Source organism: Romboutsia sp. LXY-2, assembly GCF_056171995.1.
The window spans coordinates 297,670-317,258 of record NZ_JBKFGI010000008.1 but is presented as its reverse complement, the minus strand read 5'-3'; the positions used below and the strand labels follow the sequence as shown (position 1 = coordinate 317,258).

Sequence of the window (19,589 nt, the reverse complement as noted above, 5' to 3'; positions counted from 1 at the left end):
ATTTATATATATATTCCCTTACCTCTAATGCAGTTTATCAAATATAGGGAGATAGCTACATTAACCTTCTCCCTATTTATATACTAATTTTTTTTTTATAATTTTAGAATACAACTATTCCTTTTAACATCGAAGGATCGCCAGATGCTAACATTTCGAATCCTTTTCCTATTTCATCTAAAGTAAATTCATGTGTAACTAATTTATCCATAGGTAATATTCCTTTAATATAGGCATCCACACCTATCATTACATCTCTCTCATAATCATCACTATATGTAGGATGAGCAGAATGAAGTACTGGTGCTTTTAACATTAAGTTTGCACCCATCTCAGGATCCCATTCTTCTGGTCTTGCATAAACAGAAGATGTAAGTATTTTTCCTCTTCCTTTATAACCAAATATATCAGCATTTCTTACTATTTTAAGTGCCGTATTTAATCCTTTTAAACTTCCTGTTATTTCTACTACTACATCCACACCATTTACATTAGTAATTTCTTGTATTTCATCATATATATCTACTTTTGAAGGATTTATTGTTATTGTAGCTCCCATTTCTTTAGCTTTTTCTAATCTTTCCTCAGAAAAATCTATTGCTATTACTTCCCTTGCTCCGCATTTAGATAATCCTGCTATAGTTAATAATCCCATTAGACCACATCCAACTACAGCTGTATAATCTCCAAACTTAGGATTAGCAACTCTTAATATATTACTTATACACGTTAAAGGCTCTGCAAGACAATGTTTTAAATCTTCAACTTTATCTGATATTTTAAATATCATGTTTTCATTTATTACAAGATGTGAAGCGAAAGCATGCTGAACAAACCCACCAGCAAAATCTCCTACTTCAAATTTAGTTACATTTTTACCTACTTCTTGTACTATACCTACAGGTTCATGACCAGTCATAGCAGGAAATTCAACACCTGGAACAGGTTGTGGTTGACCATATTTATTAAATTTCAAGTCACTTGCACCTAAATAAGTTGGCACATCTGTATGGCATAAACCGCAAGCTACTAATTTTACTACTATGTCATTATCTCCAACTGCTGGTATTGGTTCTTCAACGATTTTAAATTCTTTTGGTCCTATTAATACAGCGCTTTTTCTTTTCATATTACAACCCCATTTTTTAATATATATTTACTATAAAAAATTTATCATTATACTTTTACCAGATTGTATATCCACCGTCAGCTACAATATTCGAACCAGTCATGTAACTTGATAAATCTGTAGCAAGCATTGCTATTACACCAACAATTTCATCTAATGTACCATATCTTTTCATAGGAACTGTTTGAGCTGTATAATCTATGAATTCAGATGGTATTTCATCGTGTAATCCTGATAATATATATCCTGGACTTATACTATTTATTCTTATTCCATAATCTACATAACTTATGGCTAAAGATTTAGTCATATGATTTACAGCTGCCTTTGTAGAGCAGTAAGCAACTTGAGATAAACTATTCATAGGGAGTTTATTTATTATCATGCCAGACATGGATCCTGTTAATATAATAGAACCACCATGATTATGTCTTTTCATTAACTCAGCAGCCCCTCTTGATATTAATAACATACCTGTATAATTTACATCTAACATTTTTTGCCATGATTTTGTACTTATTTCACAAGTATCATCCATCATATTTATTCCTGCATTGCTATGAACTACATGTAGTGTTCCAAACTTTTCTTCTATTTCAGCAAACATTGCATTTACAGATTCTTCGCTAGATACATCTCCTACTATAGGTAATACTTTTACTCCGTGTTTATCAGACAATTCTCTTGCTATTTCTTCTAATGCTTCTTTCTTAGGTGGAATATCCATAATAGCAACATCTGCGCCTAATTCTGCCAATGCAGCTGCTGATGATCTACCTATTCCTCCAGCTGCACCTGTTACAAAAGCTTTTTTTCCTACTAAAGAAAACTTGTCTTTAATACTTGGTAACTCATTTATTTTTAATACTTTAGACATTTAATTCTCTCCTTTTAATATATATCTGGTAATACTTTATCGGAATACAATATGTCATAAACTATTATTGATTTTACAGATTTTATAAATCTATTGAGCCGACGGATCTATTTTTATGATAACTTTGGTATGTTTAGATGATTTTTGTTCTGCGAACGCTTCTTTGTATTTTTCTATAGGAAGTACACATTGTGTAAATATATCTAAATTTAAATCTGGTAAAATATTCATTGTTTTCTCCCAAGTATATGGCGATTGATGAGGTGCTGTTATATTTATTTCTTTAGCAAATAACATCCAAAGGTCTACTTCTAATTTATGTCCTCCATACATTGCAGCATAAACAACATCTGCTCCACAAGATGCTATATCAAGCATAGGCTGTATAGTTGAACGTGCACCAGAACATTCTAATACACAATCAAACCCTAAACCATTTGTAATTTCATTAACTCTATTACTTAAGTCTTCATTTATTGGATCTATTACATGAGTTGCTCCTAATTCTAATGCTATCTTTCTTTTAGACTCTATTGGCTCGATTACTGTAATCTTACTTCCGCCAGCAAGTTTTGCAAGTTGTAATGTCATAAGGCCTATTGCTCCACCACCAGATATAATTACTGTTTTACCTGGAGATACTTTTGCCTGTTCTATACTTCTCAAACAGAATGATACTGGCTCTGATAATGCTCCTTGTAATAAAGAAATTCCTTTTGGAAGTTTATATACCTGTTCTTCTCCTACTATTATGTACTCACACATAGTGCTAAGATTTGCTTGAATATGTGTACATAAATTTTCTTGACCATTTCTACAGAAATGACATTTTCCACAGTGTAAATTGAAATAAAATGCTACCTTATCCCCAATTTCTAATCCCTTTACATTTGCTTTTGGTCCTAATTCAACTACAACACCACTAGTTTCATGTCCAAGTGGCATCGGTGTTATAGGTACCATTGGGTCAAAGTGACCTTCAGCGATATGAGCATCTGTTCCACATATCCCTGAATAAGCAACCTTTATTTTTACATAATCATCTCGAGTTACTTCTGGCTCTGGTATGTCTAATAATTCTAAGCCTGGTTTCATATAGCATATAGCTTTCACGTATTAATATCCCCCTTTAATTTCAAAATAAGGTTTGATATTAACAATATCAAACCTTATTATTAATACATTTTCATATTACAAGTTATTATAAAGTAACTGCACACTCTACTTTTCTTGCAATAGCTTTTTTAGCTTTGTTGGCTATATCTGCAGCGGTTAATCCATATGTTTCTTTTAAGAATTCAACATCCCCAACTTGACCAAATAAATCTTGTACCCCTACTTTTTCTAATGGAATTAAGCAATTATCATTTACTACTTCTGCTACTGCAGCTCCTAAACCATTTATTACACTGTGGTTTTCTGCAGTAACTATTGCACCAGTTTCCTGAGCACATTTTATTATTAATTCACTATCAATAGGTTTAATCGTAAACATATCTACAAGTCTTGCTGATATTCCTTCTTCTTTTAATAGTTCAACAGCTTTAAGTCCTTCTTCTACCATTATTCCAGATGCTATAATAGTAACATCAGTTCCTTCTTTTATTACATTACCTTTACCTATTGTAAATGTAGAACCTTCTTCATATAATTGAGCAGCATTTTTACGAGTAAACCTTATGTAATGCATACCTTCTGCTTTAGCTACTTCTTCAAATATTTGTCTAGCTATTATAGTATCTGAAGGTTCAACTACAGTCATTTCTGGTATAGATCTCATTATTGCAACATCTTCAAATGGCATATGAGTTCCACCATTAAATGCTGCCATTACTCCTGGGTCACTACCTATAATTTTTACATTTGCTTTCGAATATGCTCCCGAAATAAACACCTGATCACAAACTCTTCTTGACATAAATGGTCCAAAAGAGTGAACAAAAGGTATAAATCCTGTATTAGAAAGACCACATGCTACACCTACAGCATTAGCTTCTTGTATACCAACATCTATCCATTGCTTTGGATATTTCTCCATAATACTTAACATATCAAATTTTAAAAGAGATAAACCTAAATCTGCATCTACGTGAACTACTCTTTCATCTTTCATTCCTTCTACAAGGAACTCATAATATGCAGAAGCCATACTGTTTTTACAAGCTTCGTTTGTTTTTGATAATATAACGCTCATTTATTTCAATCCCCCTCTTCATTAATTATGCATTCATAGCTTCTATAGCTTTGTCTGCCATTTCTCTACTAACTTCTATATGATGATTGAACTCATTTTCTGCCCAAACTATACCTTTACCTTTAACTGTGTCACATATTATTACCGTTGCTTGACCTTTATGTGCTTTTGCAGCTTGTATAGCTTCTTGTACTGCATTTAAATCATGGCCATCTACTCTTAATGTATGCCAATTAAATGCATTAAATTTAGCATCATAACTTTCTAGATTATTTATTGCATGAACTGGTCCATCTAATTGAACCTTATTACTATCTACAAATAATATGACATTATCTAATTTCAATTGAGCAATTGACATTATAGCTTCCCAGTTTTGCCCTTCTTGTAACTCACCATCTCCAACTATACAGTACGTGTAGTTATCCATACTTTTCAATTTATGACCTAAGGCTACACCTTCAGCTACTGATAGACCTTGACCTAATGATCCTGTAGTTATATCTATACCAGGAGTTTTATTTTGGTCACAGTGGCTTGGTAAGTTTGTATTTCTTTGATTTAAAGTTTTTAATTCTTCCACAGGGAAAAATCCTTTTAATGCTAAAGCTGCATATACTGCAGGTCCTGCGTGTCCCTTAGAGCAAACTAACCAGTCTCTTCCTTCCCACTTAGGATTTTTAGGGTCATACTTCATTTCTTCACCATATAAAACGGCTAAGATTTCAACTATTGACATTGATCCTCCAAGATGACCAAAACCTCTAGCAACAAATTGCTCTAATGTTTGTACTCTTATTTCTTTAGAATACTCTCTAAGTTCATTTAACTTTACTTCACTTAACATTTTTCTCACCATCCTAAAATTATTTTTACTTTATATTAATTTTTTAATATTCCACATTATTTGGGAACGTTTTCCCAATCCGTCAAAAACTTAGTTATACCAGATGATGTTAATGGATGACTAATCATTTGAGTTATTATTTTATATGGAATAGTAGCAATGTGAGCCCCCACCTTAGCAGATTCCATAACATGTATTGGATTTCTTATACTTGCTGCTATAATTTCTGATTTTATATTATGTACAGCAAATATTTGGACAATCTCCTCTATAAGTCCCATACCTACAGCACCTATATCATCTAATCTTCCTAAAAAAGGACTTACATATGTTGCACCAGCTCTAGCTGCTAAAAGAGCTTGTACTGATGAAAATATTAATGTTACATTTGTTTTTATACCTTTTTCACTTAAAATTTTAGTTGCCTTTAATCCTTCTTCACACATAGGTATTTTTATTACTATATTTTCATGTATTTTTGCTAATTCTAAAGCTTCTTCAACCATCTTATTACTTTCTAGTGATATAACTTCAGCAGAAATAGGTCCATCTACTATTTCAGTTATTTCTTTCACAACTTCTTCAAATACACGACCTTCTCTTGCAATTAAACTTGGATTAGTTGTTACTCCGCAAATTACACCTAAGTCATTTGCTTTTTTTATTTCTTCAATATTTGCTGTGTCAATAAATAGTTTCATGCAATCACCTCTCCCAATTAAAATTCAGTTTCTATAGATCGTTGAGCCTCTTCAATTTTTTCATAAACCCATAGTAAACCCATAGATTTTAATACATTCCCACCTAATTTAAGCTCTCCTGAGGTAATACCCTTAGCTCCATTCAGTTCGCCTCTTATAATCTTTTTAAATGTGTTATAAGTTCCTATGGCAGAAAGTTCATATTTAGGAGGTTTACCTTCTCCGACCTCATAACTTACAAATTTACCTTTTACTAAAGATAAGAACATCCACTTTTGTACATTTTCTGGTGTGTCTGTTACTACCTGCACAAAAATTATACTTACATTTCCATTGGTGTTAAAACTTTCTTGTAACTTTACTGTCATTTCTTCTACCCAGTTCTGACTTAAAAATTTTACCGCCATAATTACATCACCTTTTGTTTTACTTAACTTAACTTAATTTACCTTTATGATATAATGATATTTATTTTTTACTATTTTAAAAACGAGACATTATTTTCATTTGTTTGTTAATTTGGTGGATAATATTAACCTATTATTTCTTTTTAAATATCTAGTGGATTTTTTGCATAAAAAATAACTATATTCCCACATATATGGAAATATAGTTATTTTTTATGTCATATTTATGCCTATTTTTATATTCTTACAACTTTTATTTATTTCAAATGCTTCTACGGCCTTTTCAAAAGGATATTCCTTATCTACTAAATCGTCAAAATTCATTACTTCTAATATTTTTTTTGTTTTATGGATTTTATTATTTGAAAAAAATGTTGTATGTATCTCTATATTATTTATATATATATATTGTAAGTCTAAATGAATTTTTTCGTATTCATTAAATGGAGCATTAATAATTAGCTTTCCTCCCTTAGACAAATACTTTAGTGCTCTATTAACTGCCTCACTGTTACTTGATGTATCTATAATCACATCAAATCCAACAAAGTCAGTAATATTCATAATCTTATTATTAATAAACTTATCATTGGCATCTAATACATAATTAGCTCCATACTTCTTAGCCATGTCTCGTCTATAATCTATAGGCTCTATTACAGTTATGTTTGTTGCTCCCCTTATTTTTGCTAATGCAAGAGATAGTAATCCAATAGTGCCTGCACCAAGTATTCCAACGGAATCTCCAAAATAAACGTTTGCACTTTCAATAGTTTCTATAGCACCAGAAATATCTTCTATCAAACAACCAGACTTATAAGATGTATCCTCTTCTAATTTTATAAGTTGTTTACTTTTCCAAACAATATATTCACATATTGTTCCTTCAGTTATTTTAATTTCTAAGCAGCAGTTATACTTATTCTTTTTGCATAATTTACATTTACCGCAATATACAATAGGAATTCCACCTACTTTATCCCCTATATTAAAACCATCTCTTTTAGCCTCATCTCCTAGGTCTACAATTTCACCACACATTTCATGTCCCAATATACCATCTCTAGAAAAGTAGTATTCTTCTTTATTAATATTTCTGTCTTCAGATGAAAGAGTTGCATACTTCACTTTAATTTTTACATCATCAGGTTCATTAACATAAGGTTCTTCAACCTCACATATTTTTACAATTTTTTCATTAGTTTTACATAGAGCTTTCAAAATATTGCTCCTTTCTTGAAAATCTTCTATATTCCTCTGGAGTGAAACTCGTTCTTTTCTTAAATTGTCGACAAAAATAATGAGAGTCAAAATATCCAACTTGATCTGAAATTTCATATATTTTTAAATCTGTATAAGTCAATAAATGCTTTGCATTGTACATTTTTACAATCTTAAGAAAGTCCATAAAAGTTATTCCTATCTCCTTTTTAAAAACTCTACTCAGATAAACCTTACTAACATCCATATCCTGTGACGTGGTTTGTAAACTAATATCTTTTGTTGCATTCTCAAAAATATATAAAACTGCTTTTTTAACTATCTTAGGAATCTTTCTTTCATTAATTAATTTAGTGTATTGTAAAAATTTATTTTTACTATATTCAAACTCATCTTCTATATTTGTGTGTTTGAAATTTAATTCTTCTAAATCTTTATTTGTTATACATTTAATCAGTATATCTAAAATGTTTATAATTCCTCTAATATAATAAATCGCATTAAAATCTAATTTTTCCTTTATGGTACGAATATATATATTCTTTAATTTATATATAATATCTTTTTCATTGTTCAAAAATATAGCATTTATTACCTTTATATATTCATTATTTAAATCTTTTATATAAATATTATCTATTTGCTTATATAGTTCTTCTACATAAATAATTTGTTCATGATAAAAATATGCATATTCTGATAGTTCTACAATTTCACTAGATTTATATTGCAAATCTTTCCAGTTAACTTTTTCCGATAGAAGTATCGAATAATCTCCAAAACAAAATTTTTGTACTATTTTTATAATCCTCTTTAATTCTAGTTTGGTATTAACTTGTTTCGATATAGATAATAATATATCCTTATTTTCTTTGCATATTATATCTATGTTTCCATATGCTGAAATTTCTAATTTAAACTTTTCAAACTGCTCTTGTGTAAAAATTACGTTCTTTTTTCCTGTATATTTTGCGAATAAAAGAGTATAAAAATTTAGATTTGATTTCAAATAAATTTTTTCTTCTGATATAAATATATAATTATCTCCACGTTCATTTCTGTTATTTATATTTTCATATAAATTTTCCAATGTATTAATCAACTTTTCTTTTGATAAATATCTTTTATTTAACCATTTTTTATTTTCCTCTATCGTAACATCTATATAATCATTGTTATGGATAATTATCATATCATATTGCCAGTTACAACTTTTTAATTGCTTTATTATTGTATTATAAGGAGTTATAGTATTCGCATCAAGTATTACAATATCAGGTTTCAATTTAATAAATTCTTCAAGTGAATTGGCACTATAATTTATAATACTTATTATATATTTTTCTTCTTCATATAAGTATGAGTATATGTCTTTTAGTAATATTCTATTTTCCGAAACCACCATTATGTTTAGCATTCCATACTCCTCTCATTATTTCGTTTATATAAATAAATTCTATAATATTTAAATATGTATCATTGAAATCTTAAACTCTAAAACAGCTAATTTTGCTATATTTATTTTACTTGTTGAAAATTTCTTTTCTTGGTGCTAGTATGAAAGTATAAACTTAATTTACCTTTAATAATTAAATATATATTTTGGAGGCTAACTCATGCAAAGTAATAAATTTTATAATCTAAAAAAAGATTTAAAAAATTGCTTAACTATGATAAATGACAAAAAAATTGATAATAAATACGATGTTGAACAAACTAAAAGTGTATTCAAACACTTTTTAAACTTCTGCCAAGAAAATGAGATTATAACTAGCTATGATAAATCTCATATGTATAATATTATAGAGAATTCTTTAGAAGAAAATGATAATTAATGTTTTTTACAAAATTTCATATAATTCTATCAAATATTTATAATTATCATATAATTCTATTAATTATTTATAATTATTCTATAATTAGGTTAAAGTTTCCTCTTCTAATCGAATAAATTTATATAAAAATGCATGGCTTAAAATATTTAGTAATTTCAAGCCATGCATTTATTTACTTTACATTATTATTTTTATTGTTACTTCTGTTAGGTTTTCTACTTCTTCTATAGTCTTTTTTAGGTGCTGCTGTTACATCATATGCACTAGCTATAAAACTATGTTCTCCTACAACTTCAATTTTTTTATTTATAAGTTTTTCTATAGCCTTATAAAGATCTCTTTCTTCCATTGAACAAAATGCTGTTGCTCTACCGCTTCTTCCAGCTCTTCCTGTTCTTCCTATTCTATGAACATAAGTCTCTGCAACTTCTGGTAAATCATAGTTTATTACATATGGTAGTTCATCAATATCAATTCCTCTTGCTGCTATATCAGTTGCCACCAATACTCTAATCTTACCTTCTTTAAATTCATTTAATGCTAGTTGCCTTGCATTTTGAGACTTATTCCCATGTATTGCCGCCGCACTTATTGATGCTGATATTAAAGATTGTGTTATTTTATTTGCTCCATGCTTTGTTCTTGAAAACACAAGTACAGATTCTTCTGGTTTATTTTTTAATAGTTCTATAAGTAAATTAGTTTTTTGTTTTTTACTTACAAAATAAATATTTTGTTCAACCATCTCAGTTGTTGATGATACTGGTGCAACTTCTACCTTAACTGGATTTTTGAACATTGAATCTGCTAATTTTGCTATTTCTTTTGGCATAGTAGCCGAGAAAAATATGTTTTGTCTAACCTTTGGAAGACAATTAACTATTTTTTTTACATCATGTATCATACCCATATCTAACATGCTATCAGCTTCATCTAAAACAAAGTGCTTAACATCATTTAAATTTAAGAATTTTTGATTGTATAAATCAAGCATTCTACCTGGAGTAGCTATTAGTATATCTACGCCTTCTTTTAATGCTTTAGTTTGAGGATTCTGAGATACTCCTCCGAATATTACCAAGCTTTTTATATTTGTATGTCTTGCATAAGCTGCAAAGTTTTCTTCTATTTGTATTGCTAATTCTCTTGTAGGTGCTAATATTACTGCTTTTATAGTTCTTTTGCCCTTTAGTGATTTTTTATTATTATATATTTGTTGTATTATTGGAATTGCGAAAGATGCTGTTTTACCCGTACCAGTCTGTGCGCATCCTAATAAATCTCTACCTTCTAATAATGGTGTTATTGACTGTGCTTGTATTGGTGTTGGTTTTACATACCCTTCTTCTTTTAGTGCTTTTTGTATTGGTTTAATTATGTCTAAATCTATAAATTGCATTTATTTCTCCTTTTTGTTTCCTTATTATATTAATCTTAGTTATTTACAAAATAAAAATAAACACTTCAAATGCCAGTTAATATCTAAACATAAAAAGTGTTTATCTTTTATATTATACATCATATTTTTTAAAATAAGGATACATTTATTATTTGATACTTAATTCTTTTAAGTGTTGTTGTATTAGTAACTGAACTTTGAATTCATAATTATTATTTGTTGTTTTGTAATTATTTATTATAAATACACCTGTTTTTAAATCGGTGTTATTCAAGTGTAACAGAAATCCATGATAAAAGCTAATAAGTTTTATTGTTAACGCTTCTAGTTTTATCCATTATATCTAATTTAGTTCTAATTATTCTATATCTGACCATTTTCATTAGCAAAATGAAGTTTAGTATCTCCCCATGTAGCATGATCTGAACCTTGTCCATTTCCTCCATTTGTAACTACTAGTTTTAATTCTTTTGCTCCTGTTATATCTACTTCTATATTTTTTAATGGATCTTTTGAATTCATTAATCCACTATCAAATTTCTTTTCTCCATCAACATGAATCTCAAAAGTTACCGATCCAACAGTATTATACATTTTTCTATCTACACCTACTTTAGAAGTAAAGTATGAATAGTCTTTTTCACTTAAATCGTAGACTATTGTTGTAGTTGCATGAGATTCTATACCTTTTTCAAATGTAGCTACAGAGCCATCTTCATTAGTTAAGCTTAATATACCACCGTCTAAATTTGTATCTTTAACTGGCGCTTTATAACTTTGTTGAGTTGATACCCAGTCTAAATCACTTAGGTAAGTGTAGTCTTCCATATTAACCACTGATATAATTCTATTCTTACTTACTGTATTTCCATCATTATCAGTTACTGTATATGTTATTGGATATTTGCCTGGCTTATTAAAGTTTACTTCATTTTGACCAGAAACTGTTACATTACTTGTTAAGTCTCCGTCTTCCGTATCTGTTGCTGAGTATTCTCCAGCTATATTATCTATACTATCTCCTAGTTTAACGGAAATATCTTTTCCTACTTTAAGGGTTGGGAATTTAGCTTCTATTAATTCTTTTGCTTTATTTAAATCTTCTACAAATAATTCATATGCTGGATGATTTTTCACTTCTTCTTTTAATGCTTCTAGCTTTTCTAAAGTATTGTAGTTTTCAGTTACTTGTGTTTTACTATCATCTGTAAATAAATCATTTTCTATTTTTTTAGATAATACATCTTCTTTATAAAACGCTACTTCACTTAAACTTGCCCATCCTTGACTAGCTTCTACAAACTTAAATTTGATTCTTCTTGCATTAACATTACTCATGTTAAATTCTACAATATCTGTAGTTCTATCTCTATAAGTTCCTTCTCCTACTAGATAGAAGTCATTTCCTTGTGCTTCATTTGAGGCATATATTTCAAATACATGTGCAAATCCTTTACCTCCTGCATCACGTCTTGAAGCATAATCCATTTTGCTTATTTCTTTAACATCACCTAAGTCAAATATAACTTCATTTGTAAATGAACTACTATTTGGCTTATTTGTTTCCCAATGAGTATTTATATTTCCATCTATAGCCTTAGATATCACGCTACTTCCGTAGTTTCCAGCATTATTACTTATAGATTCTACTGGTAATTTAAACTCTTTATTGTATTGTTCTAAATTTGTGAAATAGCCAAACTTAGACTTTTTAACTGTATAATCTTCTGATACTATAACAGATATCTTCTTAGTAACTACATTGTTATCAGAATCAGTTATTTTATATACAACTTCAAATCTTCCTACTTTATTTTCTTCAAAATTACTTGATTCAACTTCAATTCTAGGTGTTAAATCTCCATCTTCAGCGTCTACTGCTGTAATACCTTCCATTATATTAAGTTCATCACCAAGTTTTAAAGATTTATTACTAGCATTAATTTCTGGCTTGGCATTATTTGTTGTTACCTTAGGATTGGCTATTACTCCATGATCTGAACCATTTCCATTTCCACCATCATTAACTTCTATAACTAATTGATTTACTCCACTAACTGGAACATTTATATGAACCATATTATCTTTATGTTTTAACACTGGTGTAGTAGCTAGAGTTTTTCCATCTCCTACTATTTTAAATGTTATACTTGAGTAGCTATTTTCTTGTAGCAACATATCTACGCCTAATAATGCTTCAAAGTTTTCGTATCCTTTACCTGATAAATCATAAGTTATCTTTCCATTTGCGTGTATTCCAAATCCTTTATCAGAGGTCTTTATTTCTCCATTTACCCTACCTTTTATATTAGTATTCCTTCTTGGTGTTCCCCACTGAGTCTCTACTGAATTCCATTCTTCATCAGATAAATAATCATAATCACTAACAACATTTACATTTAATATTTCTTTAGTAGTTACTCCTTCATCTGTAATAACATATTCTATTGGATAAGTTCCCTTTTTAGTAGTATCAATATTACCATTTACTACAATCTTAGAAGTTATTTCTTCACCGCTATAACTATACGCTTTTGCTAAATCCATTTTATTAAATTCTTCATTTAACTTAATACTTATCTGATTTTGCTGTAATTTTATAATAGGTGTATGTGAATTTATTTCAGTAGCTTTTCCTTCGTTTAGTCTTTTATCAAAAGGTACAACTTTGTACATATTATTTTCTTCAAAATTTGTTCCTTTATCTATAAAACTACCTGTAGATGTAAATCCTACCAATTTATTATTTCTATAAATTTCATATCCCATTAAATGTTCTTTGGATTCTTTATCTATATCGAAAGATAATTTTACATTTTCTCCTTCTTGAGTAATTGATACTTTTACGTTCGGTTCTTGAGTAAATCCTTCACCTTTATATTCTATATAATCATAATTTGCGTACCATATTTTCTTATCTGGCTTTTTGTATTTGCTTACAAGTTCTTTAGTTTCATTAGACACCCAGAATCCATGTCTTTCAAAGTATTCAGTTAAGTCTAGTTCTAAAGCTATACTTGAATAGTATGCTAGTTTATTTAATTTATCATTACTTTCATTACCAACCTCTAGTGATACATTGTTTTCTCTGTATAAACTATTTAGTTTAGCCCAATATCCTGGATATGTCATTTCTAATTGCCAAAATACTGCTAGCTTTTCAAAGAAATCACCATCATTATAGATATTGTTATCCGTTGCTAATACGTTTTTATATACATGGCTTTCAAAAGGAATTCTTTTGTTTGGTTTATTATAGTAATAAGATGAATATTGAGGTAGCATATTATTAGTTACTTCTCCAATCGTTCTTACACCTATATCCATTTTATGTCCTATCTCATGATCGACACCCCATCCACCAACATCAGTTAGTAAATTAACCATGACATCACGTTGAACTCCTATATGGCCACCTGCAGCATACATATATCCATAGGGCTGTGCAAGTCTTATATTTTCTCTAGTATATTTTATATCATTAGTTTCATTTCTTCCGTCTATACCTTGATATTTAAAAAGCATATCCATATGGTCATCCCACATCTTTACAGAATCCATTGGATTTTTTCCTTGATTTATAAATGCTTCATATGCACCTGTTGCAGTACCTGTTATTACCATGTGATCTGTAACTAATTCAAAGGTATCTATTACTTTTCTTTCCATTACATCTGGCTTATTTTTTGAATCTTCATCTACATTTTTCTTATACTCTTTTAATAAATTTATAAATTCTTCTTCATTAGTATTTTTATCAAATATAGGGAAAGCTTCTACACCTTTCGCAAATCTTATAGTAGGTGCTTTTCCTTGTTGTTCCTCTGTATAAGGATTTACTATGTATACTGGCCCTCCTGGTGTTACACTATGCTTATACCAGCCATCATCTTGAGTAACTTTCGGAACTGTTATTACATTCTTTCCAGGATGTAATGATACTGTTCTTCCCCAGCTAGCAAAACTTCCTTCTTGTTGAGAGAACATAAGCTGCGGAAGTGGCTTACCTTCTTCAACATCAACATATACAGTAACAGTCTCTCCAGGCATAGCAACTACCCCTGTTGGTTGATTATTATTACCAAATCCAAACTTAAGATTTTTATCATTATGAGCATTTCTATCACCTTGTTGCTCTACAACTACAGTTTTTATATTTTGAAGTTGACCTGATATTATAGATTTAGCATCTTCTATGTCTTGTTTAAATAAATTGTATAAAGGATGATTTTTAACTTCTTCTTCTAATTTATTTAATCTTTCTATAGAATTAAATTCTTCACTTACACTATCCATAGCTATACTTGTAAATAATCTATCCATCTTTTCTGATGTAATATCTTGTCTATAAAGTCTTAAATCCCCTATTGATGCCCAATCTTGATTGGCTTTATCAAATACTAACTTCACTCTTTTAGCTTTTGTTGGATTAAATCTTATTTCTAGCACATCATTTGTAGTCGTATATCTACCTTCACTAACTTTTTGGAAATTATCTCCTGTGCTCACCGGCGATATATATATACTAAAGTTTTCTGCAAACCCTTTACCACCATTTCTAGATTTATAAGTTAAACGATTTATAACTTCAGCTTGATCTAATGTTAAAGTGACCTCATTTTTAAATGATTCACTATTAGGTCTTCCTGTTTCCCAATGTGTGTTAACATCTTCATCTATTGCATACTCAATTAAAGAATTTCCATATCTTCCACCGTTATTTTCTATTTTTGATATATTGTTACTTTGGACTCTATACTCTTCATCATAAGTATTTATATATTCACTATAAAATACATCGAATTTTTTTATATTAGCACTTCCTGCTTCTATCTTACCAAATTCCACTAATTCTTTTGCTATATTTATTTTTTCTATATACTCATTCTCTAAAGCATGTCCTTTAACTGCTTCAAATAAGTTGTCAATCGCTTGGACTGTAGAAAACTCTGGATTTACTTCATTCATACTAGAATCTGTAAATAGTCTGTCCATCTTGTCTTTTACTATATCTTCTTTGTATAATCCAAACTCATTAGCTAGTGCCCAGTTTTCATGACCTTCTTTATATACAAATTTAACTCTTCTTAATTCTGTTGGTTTAAACTTTATCTCTAAAGTATCTGATGTTATACTATGGCTTCCCGAACTTATCTTTTCAAATGTATCTCCGCTAGTTGTTTTTGATCCATAAATATCAAAAGACTTAGCAAACCCTCTAGATACTTTATTTAGATAAGTTATTCTATCTATTGTAGTAAGGTCGTCTAAAGTTATGATTACATCATTGGTAAAGCTTGAATTGTTTGTTTTACCAGAATGCCAATTTGTATTAACATCTCCATCTATAGCTCTATCTACTGAGTTACTAGCATATTGACCACCATTTGTAGTTATGCTAGTTATATTTTCTCTTTTTATTTTAAAATCTTCATCGTACTTTGCTAACCTATCATCATTACTTGATAAAAACTTTGATACCTTAGCATCTACATACTCTAAATTTTTACTTTCTAATAATATTCTTGCATTATCTATATCTTCTTTTATATCTTCATAAAGAGGATGAGTCATAGCCTCAGCTTCAAATTTATCTAATTTTTCTAAGGTATTAAATTCTTCATTTATTTGATTTTTTTGTTCATTTGTAAATATGTTGTACATTTTATCTATCATAGAATCTTCACTATAAAACATAAACTCTGATGCAGATGCCCAGTTCTGATTAGCTTCTTTAAATTTAAACTTTACTCTTTTAAAGTCAGTTGGATTAAACTTTATTTCAACTAGGTCTCCAGTTGAACCGCTATATTCTCCACTAGTTGCTAAGGTAAAATCATCTCCTTCATCAGTTAGTGATGTATATACTTCTACTTGTTGTGCAAATCCTTTACCTTTAGCTCCATCTTGTCTTGCTGCATATACTATTCTACTTATATTAGTTATTTCATCTAATGTAATTACTACTTCATTTTTAAAATCTGTATTATTTGGTTTCCCTGTTTCCCAATGTGTACTTAAATTTCCGTCAATAGCTCTATATATTACTGATGATCCATAGTTTCCACCATTGTTAGTTATTGAAGTTATTTTAGAATTGTCAACCTTGAATACCTTATTGTATTCTTCTAAATATTTACTATAAAATAAATCAAATTTACTTATAGTTGCTTTTGTTGACTGTGTTTCTTGAGTTTTTTCCTCTGATACACTCTGAACTATTTCACTGCTTTCTAGTTCTTGTGCTAAAACACCGATTGTGCTTGCTGAAAAGTTTGAGATTATCGCAACCATAGTTATAGCTGCTATTTTTTTCTTATGCATTTTATCTTCCTCCTGAATTAAATTCCCCATCAGAAGTACATTAAAAAAAGCTACTCAAAAGAGTAGCTTTTATACCTAATAAATCTAATACTTTGCACCATAAATATGCATCAGTATTTTAAATTAACTAAGCTTAAAAACAAAAAGTATAATGTACTCTTTGGCAACTGGCTAGCATAGTTATAAACCTTAGCCCCTATAGCTTTGCGTCCCTAAATTTCCCTAGGTTTGCCTATTATATTTTCTAAGCTTAAATTACCATAATTTTGCAATAATTTCAATTATTTTTTCTTTTTCTATAAATTTTTTTAAATTTATTTTATATATTATCTATAAATTTTCCCGTATTTATTATTTTATAATTATAAATATTACTAAGCCTTAGCATCATTATTTTTCTTAGAGTATATCCTAGTCATATATAAGTATATAGGAACTACAAATATCATACCACCTAATCCCCAAACTATCTTCATAGGTGCATCTATACCTGCTTTTATAAGCAATACTATACTTACCGCTACTGCAAATATTGGTATAATAGCTCCTCCAGGTATTTTAAAGTTTACTTCTTTACCTGCATATTTCTTTCTTAATATTAGTACGGCTAAGCAAGTAGGTATATATTGAATAAATCTAGATACAACACTTATTTGAGATAATGTTGTAAATGATCCTGACCATGCTATTAATAAAGTTCCTATAACAGACACAATAACTGCTATATATGGAGATTCGTTTTTATTAGTTTTGCTAAAAGATTTAGGCATTAATCCTTGATCTACTAAAGCTTTAGCTGATCTTGGTGTAAATATAGATGATGCAATATTTATACCTCCAACAGATACTATAGTTCCTATAGTTATTACATAACCACCTATAGGTCCTACCATTTTAGTAGCAGCATCTGCAACAGGAGTAGATGATCCTACTAGTCCATCTCCTAACACACCTATACTTATAGCTAATATAAGTACATATATTACTGATACAACAAACATTACTGTTACTAATGCTTTAGGTACATTTTTCTTAGGATTTTCCATATCTTTCGCTGCAACAGCTAGAGACTCAAATCCTGTAAAAGCATAGAATAAAGATATTGATACTGCTACAAATGCAGATGAAGTACTTTGACCTTCTGGTATTATTACAAAAGGTGTAAAATTAGAACCTTTCATGAAGAATATACCTACAGCTATAAATAACACTATTGGAACTAATTTTCCTATAGTCATTATATTATTTAGGTTCTTAGATTGCTTCATACCCATAAGGTTTATCGCTCCAAGACCTCCAACTAAAATACCAATTATTATATTTTTAGTAAATGGTTCTGCTGCTTGTGGCCATACAGATGACAATGTAACTGCAAAGAAGTTTGCCATAGTCGCCCAAGCAATCATACTAACTATCCATTTCATAAATCCAACTTCAAATCCAACAAACTCTCCAAATGCCTCTTTTGCATAAAGATACGGTCCTCCATCAGTATCAAACCAACTTCCAGCTTCAGCAAAACATAAAGCAATAGATACTGCTAAAATCATACAGAAACCTAATACTAATATACTAGACGGACCTACATTTGTATAAGCATCCCCTGGTAGACCAAATATACCTGAACCTATTATTGCATTGATACCTAATAATACAATACTCCAAAACCCTAATTTAGCACTTTTTTCCATCGTAATTCCTCCTCATACACTTTCTTGTATGCTTATAGTTTTTTTGTACTAGCTGCTTCTTTTACTAGCGCCTTAAATATTTTTTTCATACTATCACAATCTTTAGTCATCATTTCTGGATGCCATTGTATTCCTATTACAAATTCATCCCCTTCTTTTTCTATAGCTTCAACTAATCCATCTTTTGCTGTAGCAGAAACAATATATCCTGGCGCAACCTTATTAACACCTAAGTGATGGAAACTGTTCACTAAAACCTCTTTTTCACCTAATATTTCATATAACTTAGTACCTTCTTTTATTTGTGCTGTATGTGTCGGTATATTAGATAAGTGTTGCTGATTATGTTTTATATAAGATCCTTCAATTAAAGATAAATCTTGATATAAACTTCCTCCTTCAGCTACATTTATCATTTGCTCTCCTCTACATATACCTAATACAGGCTTCTTCATTTCTAAAGCATACTTTAATAACTTCATATCAAAAGTATCCCTTTTAGGCATTATTGAACCTAGCTTATTATGCGGTTCTTCCCCCCATATAAGAGGATTTACATCTTGCCCCCCTGATAATATAAGAGCATCTATGTTTGATACTTGCTCTTTTATTAACTCATCATCATATACAATAGGTACAATATATGGTACAGCTTTACACATAGCTACTGATTGTATGTAATCGTTATTTACATAAGCTCTTTCATAACCTGGGAACATCCCTCCCTCATCGATTAATAGATTGCCTGATATTCCTATTACTGGATATTTCTTTTCAGTCATTTCCTTCACTCCTTAACTTGTTTATAAATAATAAAAATGCTACTGCTTTATAAAAAGCAAGTAGCATGCCAATGTTTTTTTATTTTATCTATAATTTAGAAATCATTTTCCCAGATATAAGATATATAAGTAACTTTAGAAGATTTTATTTTGTTTTAACTGTAGTATATTTAACAAAGTAA

General features: G+C 29.6%; 14 protein-coding genes and 1 riboswitch. Of the genes, 1 reads left to right on the top strand and 13 read right to left on the bottom strand.

All coding sequences use genetic code 11. The features are described 5' to 3' along the window. Positions 1 to 103: 103 nt before the first annotated feature. From ACI48P_RS15160 to ACI48P_RS15120, 9 genes are all read right to left on the bottom strand, one after another. Entirely contained in the window at positions 104 to 1,129 is a 1,026-nt protein-coding gene (locus ACI48P_RS15160; protein WP_475217155.1) for a zinc-dependent alcohol dehydrogenase, read from the bottom strand. Positions 1,130 to 1,184: 55 nt separating this feature from the next. Beyond that, the gene (locus ACI48P_RS15155) at positions 1,185 to 2,006 is read right to left on the bottom strand and encodes an SDR family NAD(P)-dependent oxidoreductase (protein WP_475217153.1); all 822 of its coding nucleotides are present in this window, start codon (positions 2,004 to 2,006) and stop codon (positions 1,185 to 1,187) included. A 90-nt stretch (positions 2,007 to 2,096) separates the two neighbouring features. Further along, complete coding sequence (locus tag ACI48P_RS15150; protein ID WP_475217151.1) at positions 2,097 to 3,119, bottom strand: zinc-dependent alcohol dehydrogenase; 1,023 nt, start codon at positions 3,117 to 3,119, stop codon at positions 2,097 to 2,099. An 88-nt stretch (positions 3,120 to 3,207) separates the two neighbouring features. After that, on the bottom strand, positions 3,208 to 4,200 hold the full coding sequence (locus ACI48P_RS15145) for a transketolase family protein (protein WP_475217149.1): 993 nt from the start codon (positions 4,198 to 4,200) through the stop codon (positions 3,208 to 3,210). Between the two features lie 25 nt (positions 4,201 to 4,225). Further along, the gene (locus tag ACI48P_RS15140; RefSeq protein ID WP_475217147.1) at positions 4,226 to 5,047 is read right to left on the bottom strand and encodes a transketolase; all 822 of its coding nucleotides are present in this window, start codon (positions 5,045 to 5,047) and stop codon (positions 4,226 to 4,228) included. Positions 5,048 to 5,103: 56 nt separating this feature from the next. Then, positions 5,104 to 5,748, bottom strand: a complete 645-nt coding sequence (fsa, locus tag ACI48P_RS15135; RefSeq protein ID WP_475217145.1) for a fructose-6-phosphate aldolase — start codon at positions 5,746 to 5,748, stop codon at positions 5,104 to 5,106. 17 nt (positions 5,749 to 5,765) lie between these two features. Continuing rightward, positions 5,766 to 6,155, bottom strand: a complete 390-nt coding sequence (locus tag ACI48P_RS15130) for a hypothetical protein (protein WP_475217143.1) — start codon at positions 6,153 to 6,155, stop codon at positions 5,766 to 5,768. Between the two features lie 213 nt (positions 6,156 to 6,368). Further along, positions 6,369 to 7,376 (bottom strand): zinc-dependent alcohol dehydrogenase, encoded by a 1,008-nt coding sequence (locus tag ACI48P_RS15125; RefSeq protein ID WP_475217142.1) that lies wholly within the window; start codon positions 7,374 to 7,376, stop codon positions 6,369 to 6,371. Continuing rightward, on the bottom strand, positions 7,360 to 8,793 hold the full coding sequence (locus ACI48P_RS15120) for a helix-turn-helix domain-containing protein (protein WP_475217140.1): 1,434 nt from the start codon (positions 8,791 to 8,793) through the stop codon (positions 7,360 to 7,362). Before ACI48P_RS15120 ends, ACI48P_RS15125 begins: the two co-directional genes overlap by 17 nt. 199 nt (positions 8,794 to 8,992) lie before the next feature. Here ACI48P_RS15120 and ACI48P_RS15115 point away from each other — a divergent pair, with 199 nt between their 5' ends. Further along, positions 8,993 to 9,211 carry a hypothetical protein gene (locus tag ACI48P_RS15115; protein WP_475217138.1) on the top strand — a complete coding sequence of 73 codons (219 nt, stop codon included), beginning with the start codon at positions 8,993 to 8,995 and terminating at the stop codon, positions 9,209 to 9,211. Between the two features lie 172 nt (positions 9,212 to 9,383). Here the strand turns inward: ACI48P_RS15115 and ACI48P_RS15110 are convergent, their stop codons facing one another. The 4 genes from ACI48P_RS15110 to ACI48P_RS15095 form a co-directional block, all read right to left on the bottom strand. After that, on the bottom strand, positions 9,384 to 10,610 hold the full coding sequence (locus ACI48P_RS15110) for a DEAD/DEAH box helicase (RefSeq protein WP_475217136.1): 1,227 nt from the start codon (positions 10,608 to 10,610) through the stop codon (positions 9,384 to 9,386). A gap of 363 nt (positions 10,611 to 10,973) precedes the next feature. Further along, a complete protein-coding gene (locus tag ACI48P_RS15105) occupies positions 10,974 to 16,934 on the bottom strand; it encodes an NPCBM/NEW2 domain-containing protein (RefSeq protein ID WP_475217134.1) in 5,961 nt (1,986 codons plus the stop codon). Positions 16,935 to 17,093: 159 nt separating this feature from the next. Then, positions 17,094 to 17,177, bottom strand: a riboswitch (cyclic di-GMP riboswitch). A 131-nt stretch (positions 17,178 to 17,308) separates the two neighbouring features. Continuing rightward, positions 17,309 to 18,625: an APC family permease gene (locus ACI48P_RS15100; RefSeq protein ID WP_475217132.1), complete on the bottom strand. Its 1,317-nt coding sequence runs from the start codon at positions 18,623 to 18,625 to the stop codon at positions 17,309 to 17,311. A gap of 32 nt (positions 18,626 to 18,657) precedes the next feature. After that, positions 18,658 to 19,407: a gamma-glutamyl-gamma-aminobutyrate hydrolase family protein gene (locus ACI48P_RS15095; protein ID WP_475217130.1), complete on the bottom strand. Its 750-nt coding sequence runs from the start codon at positions 19,405 to 19,407 to the stop codon at positions 18,658 to 18,660. Positions 19,408 to 19,589 lie beyond the last annotated feature (182 nt).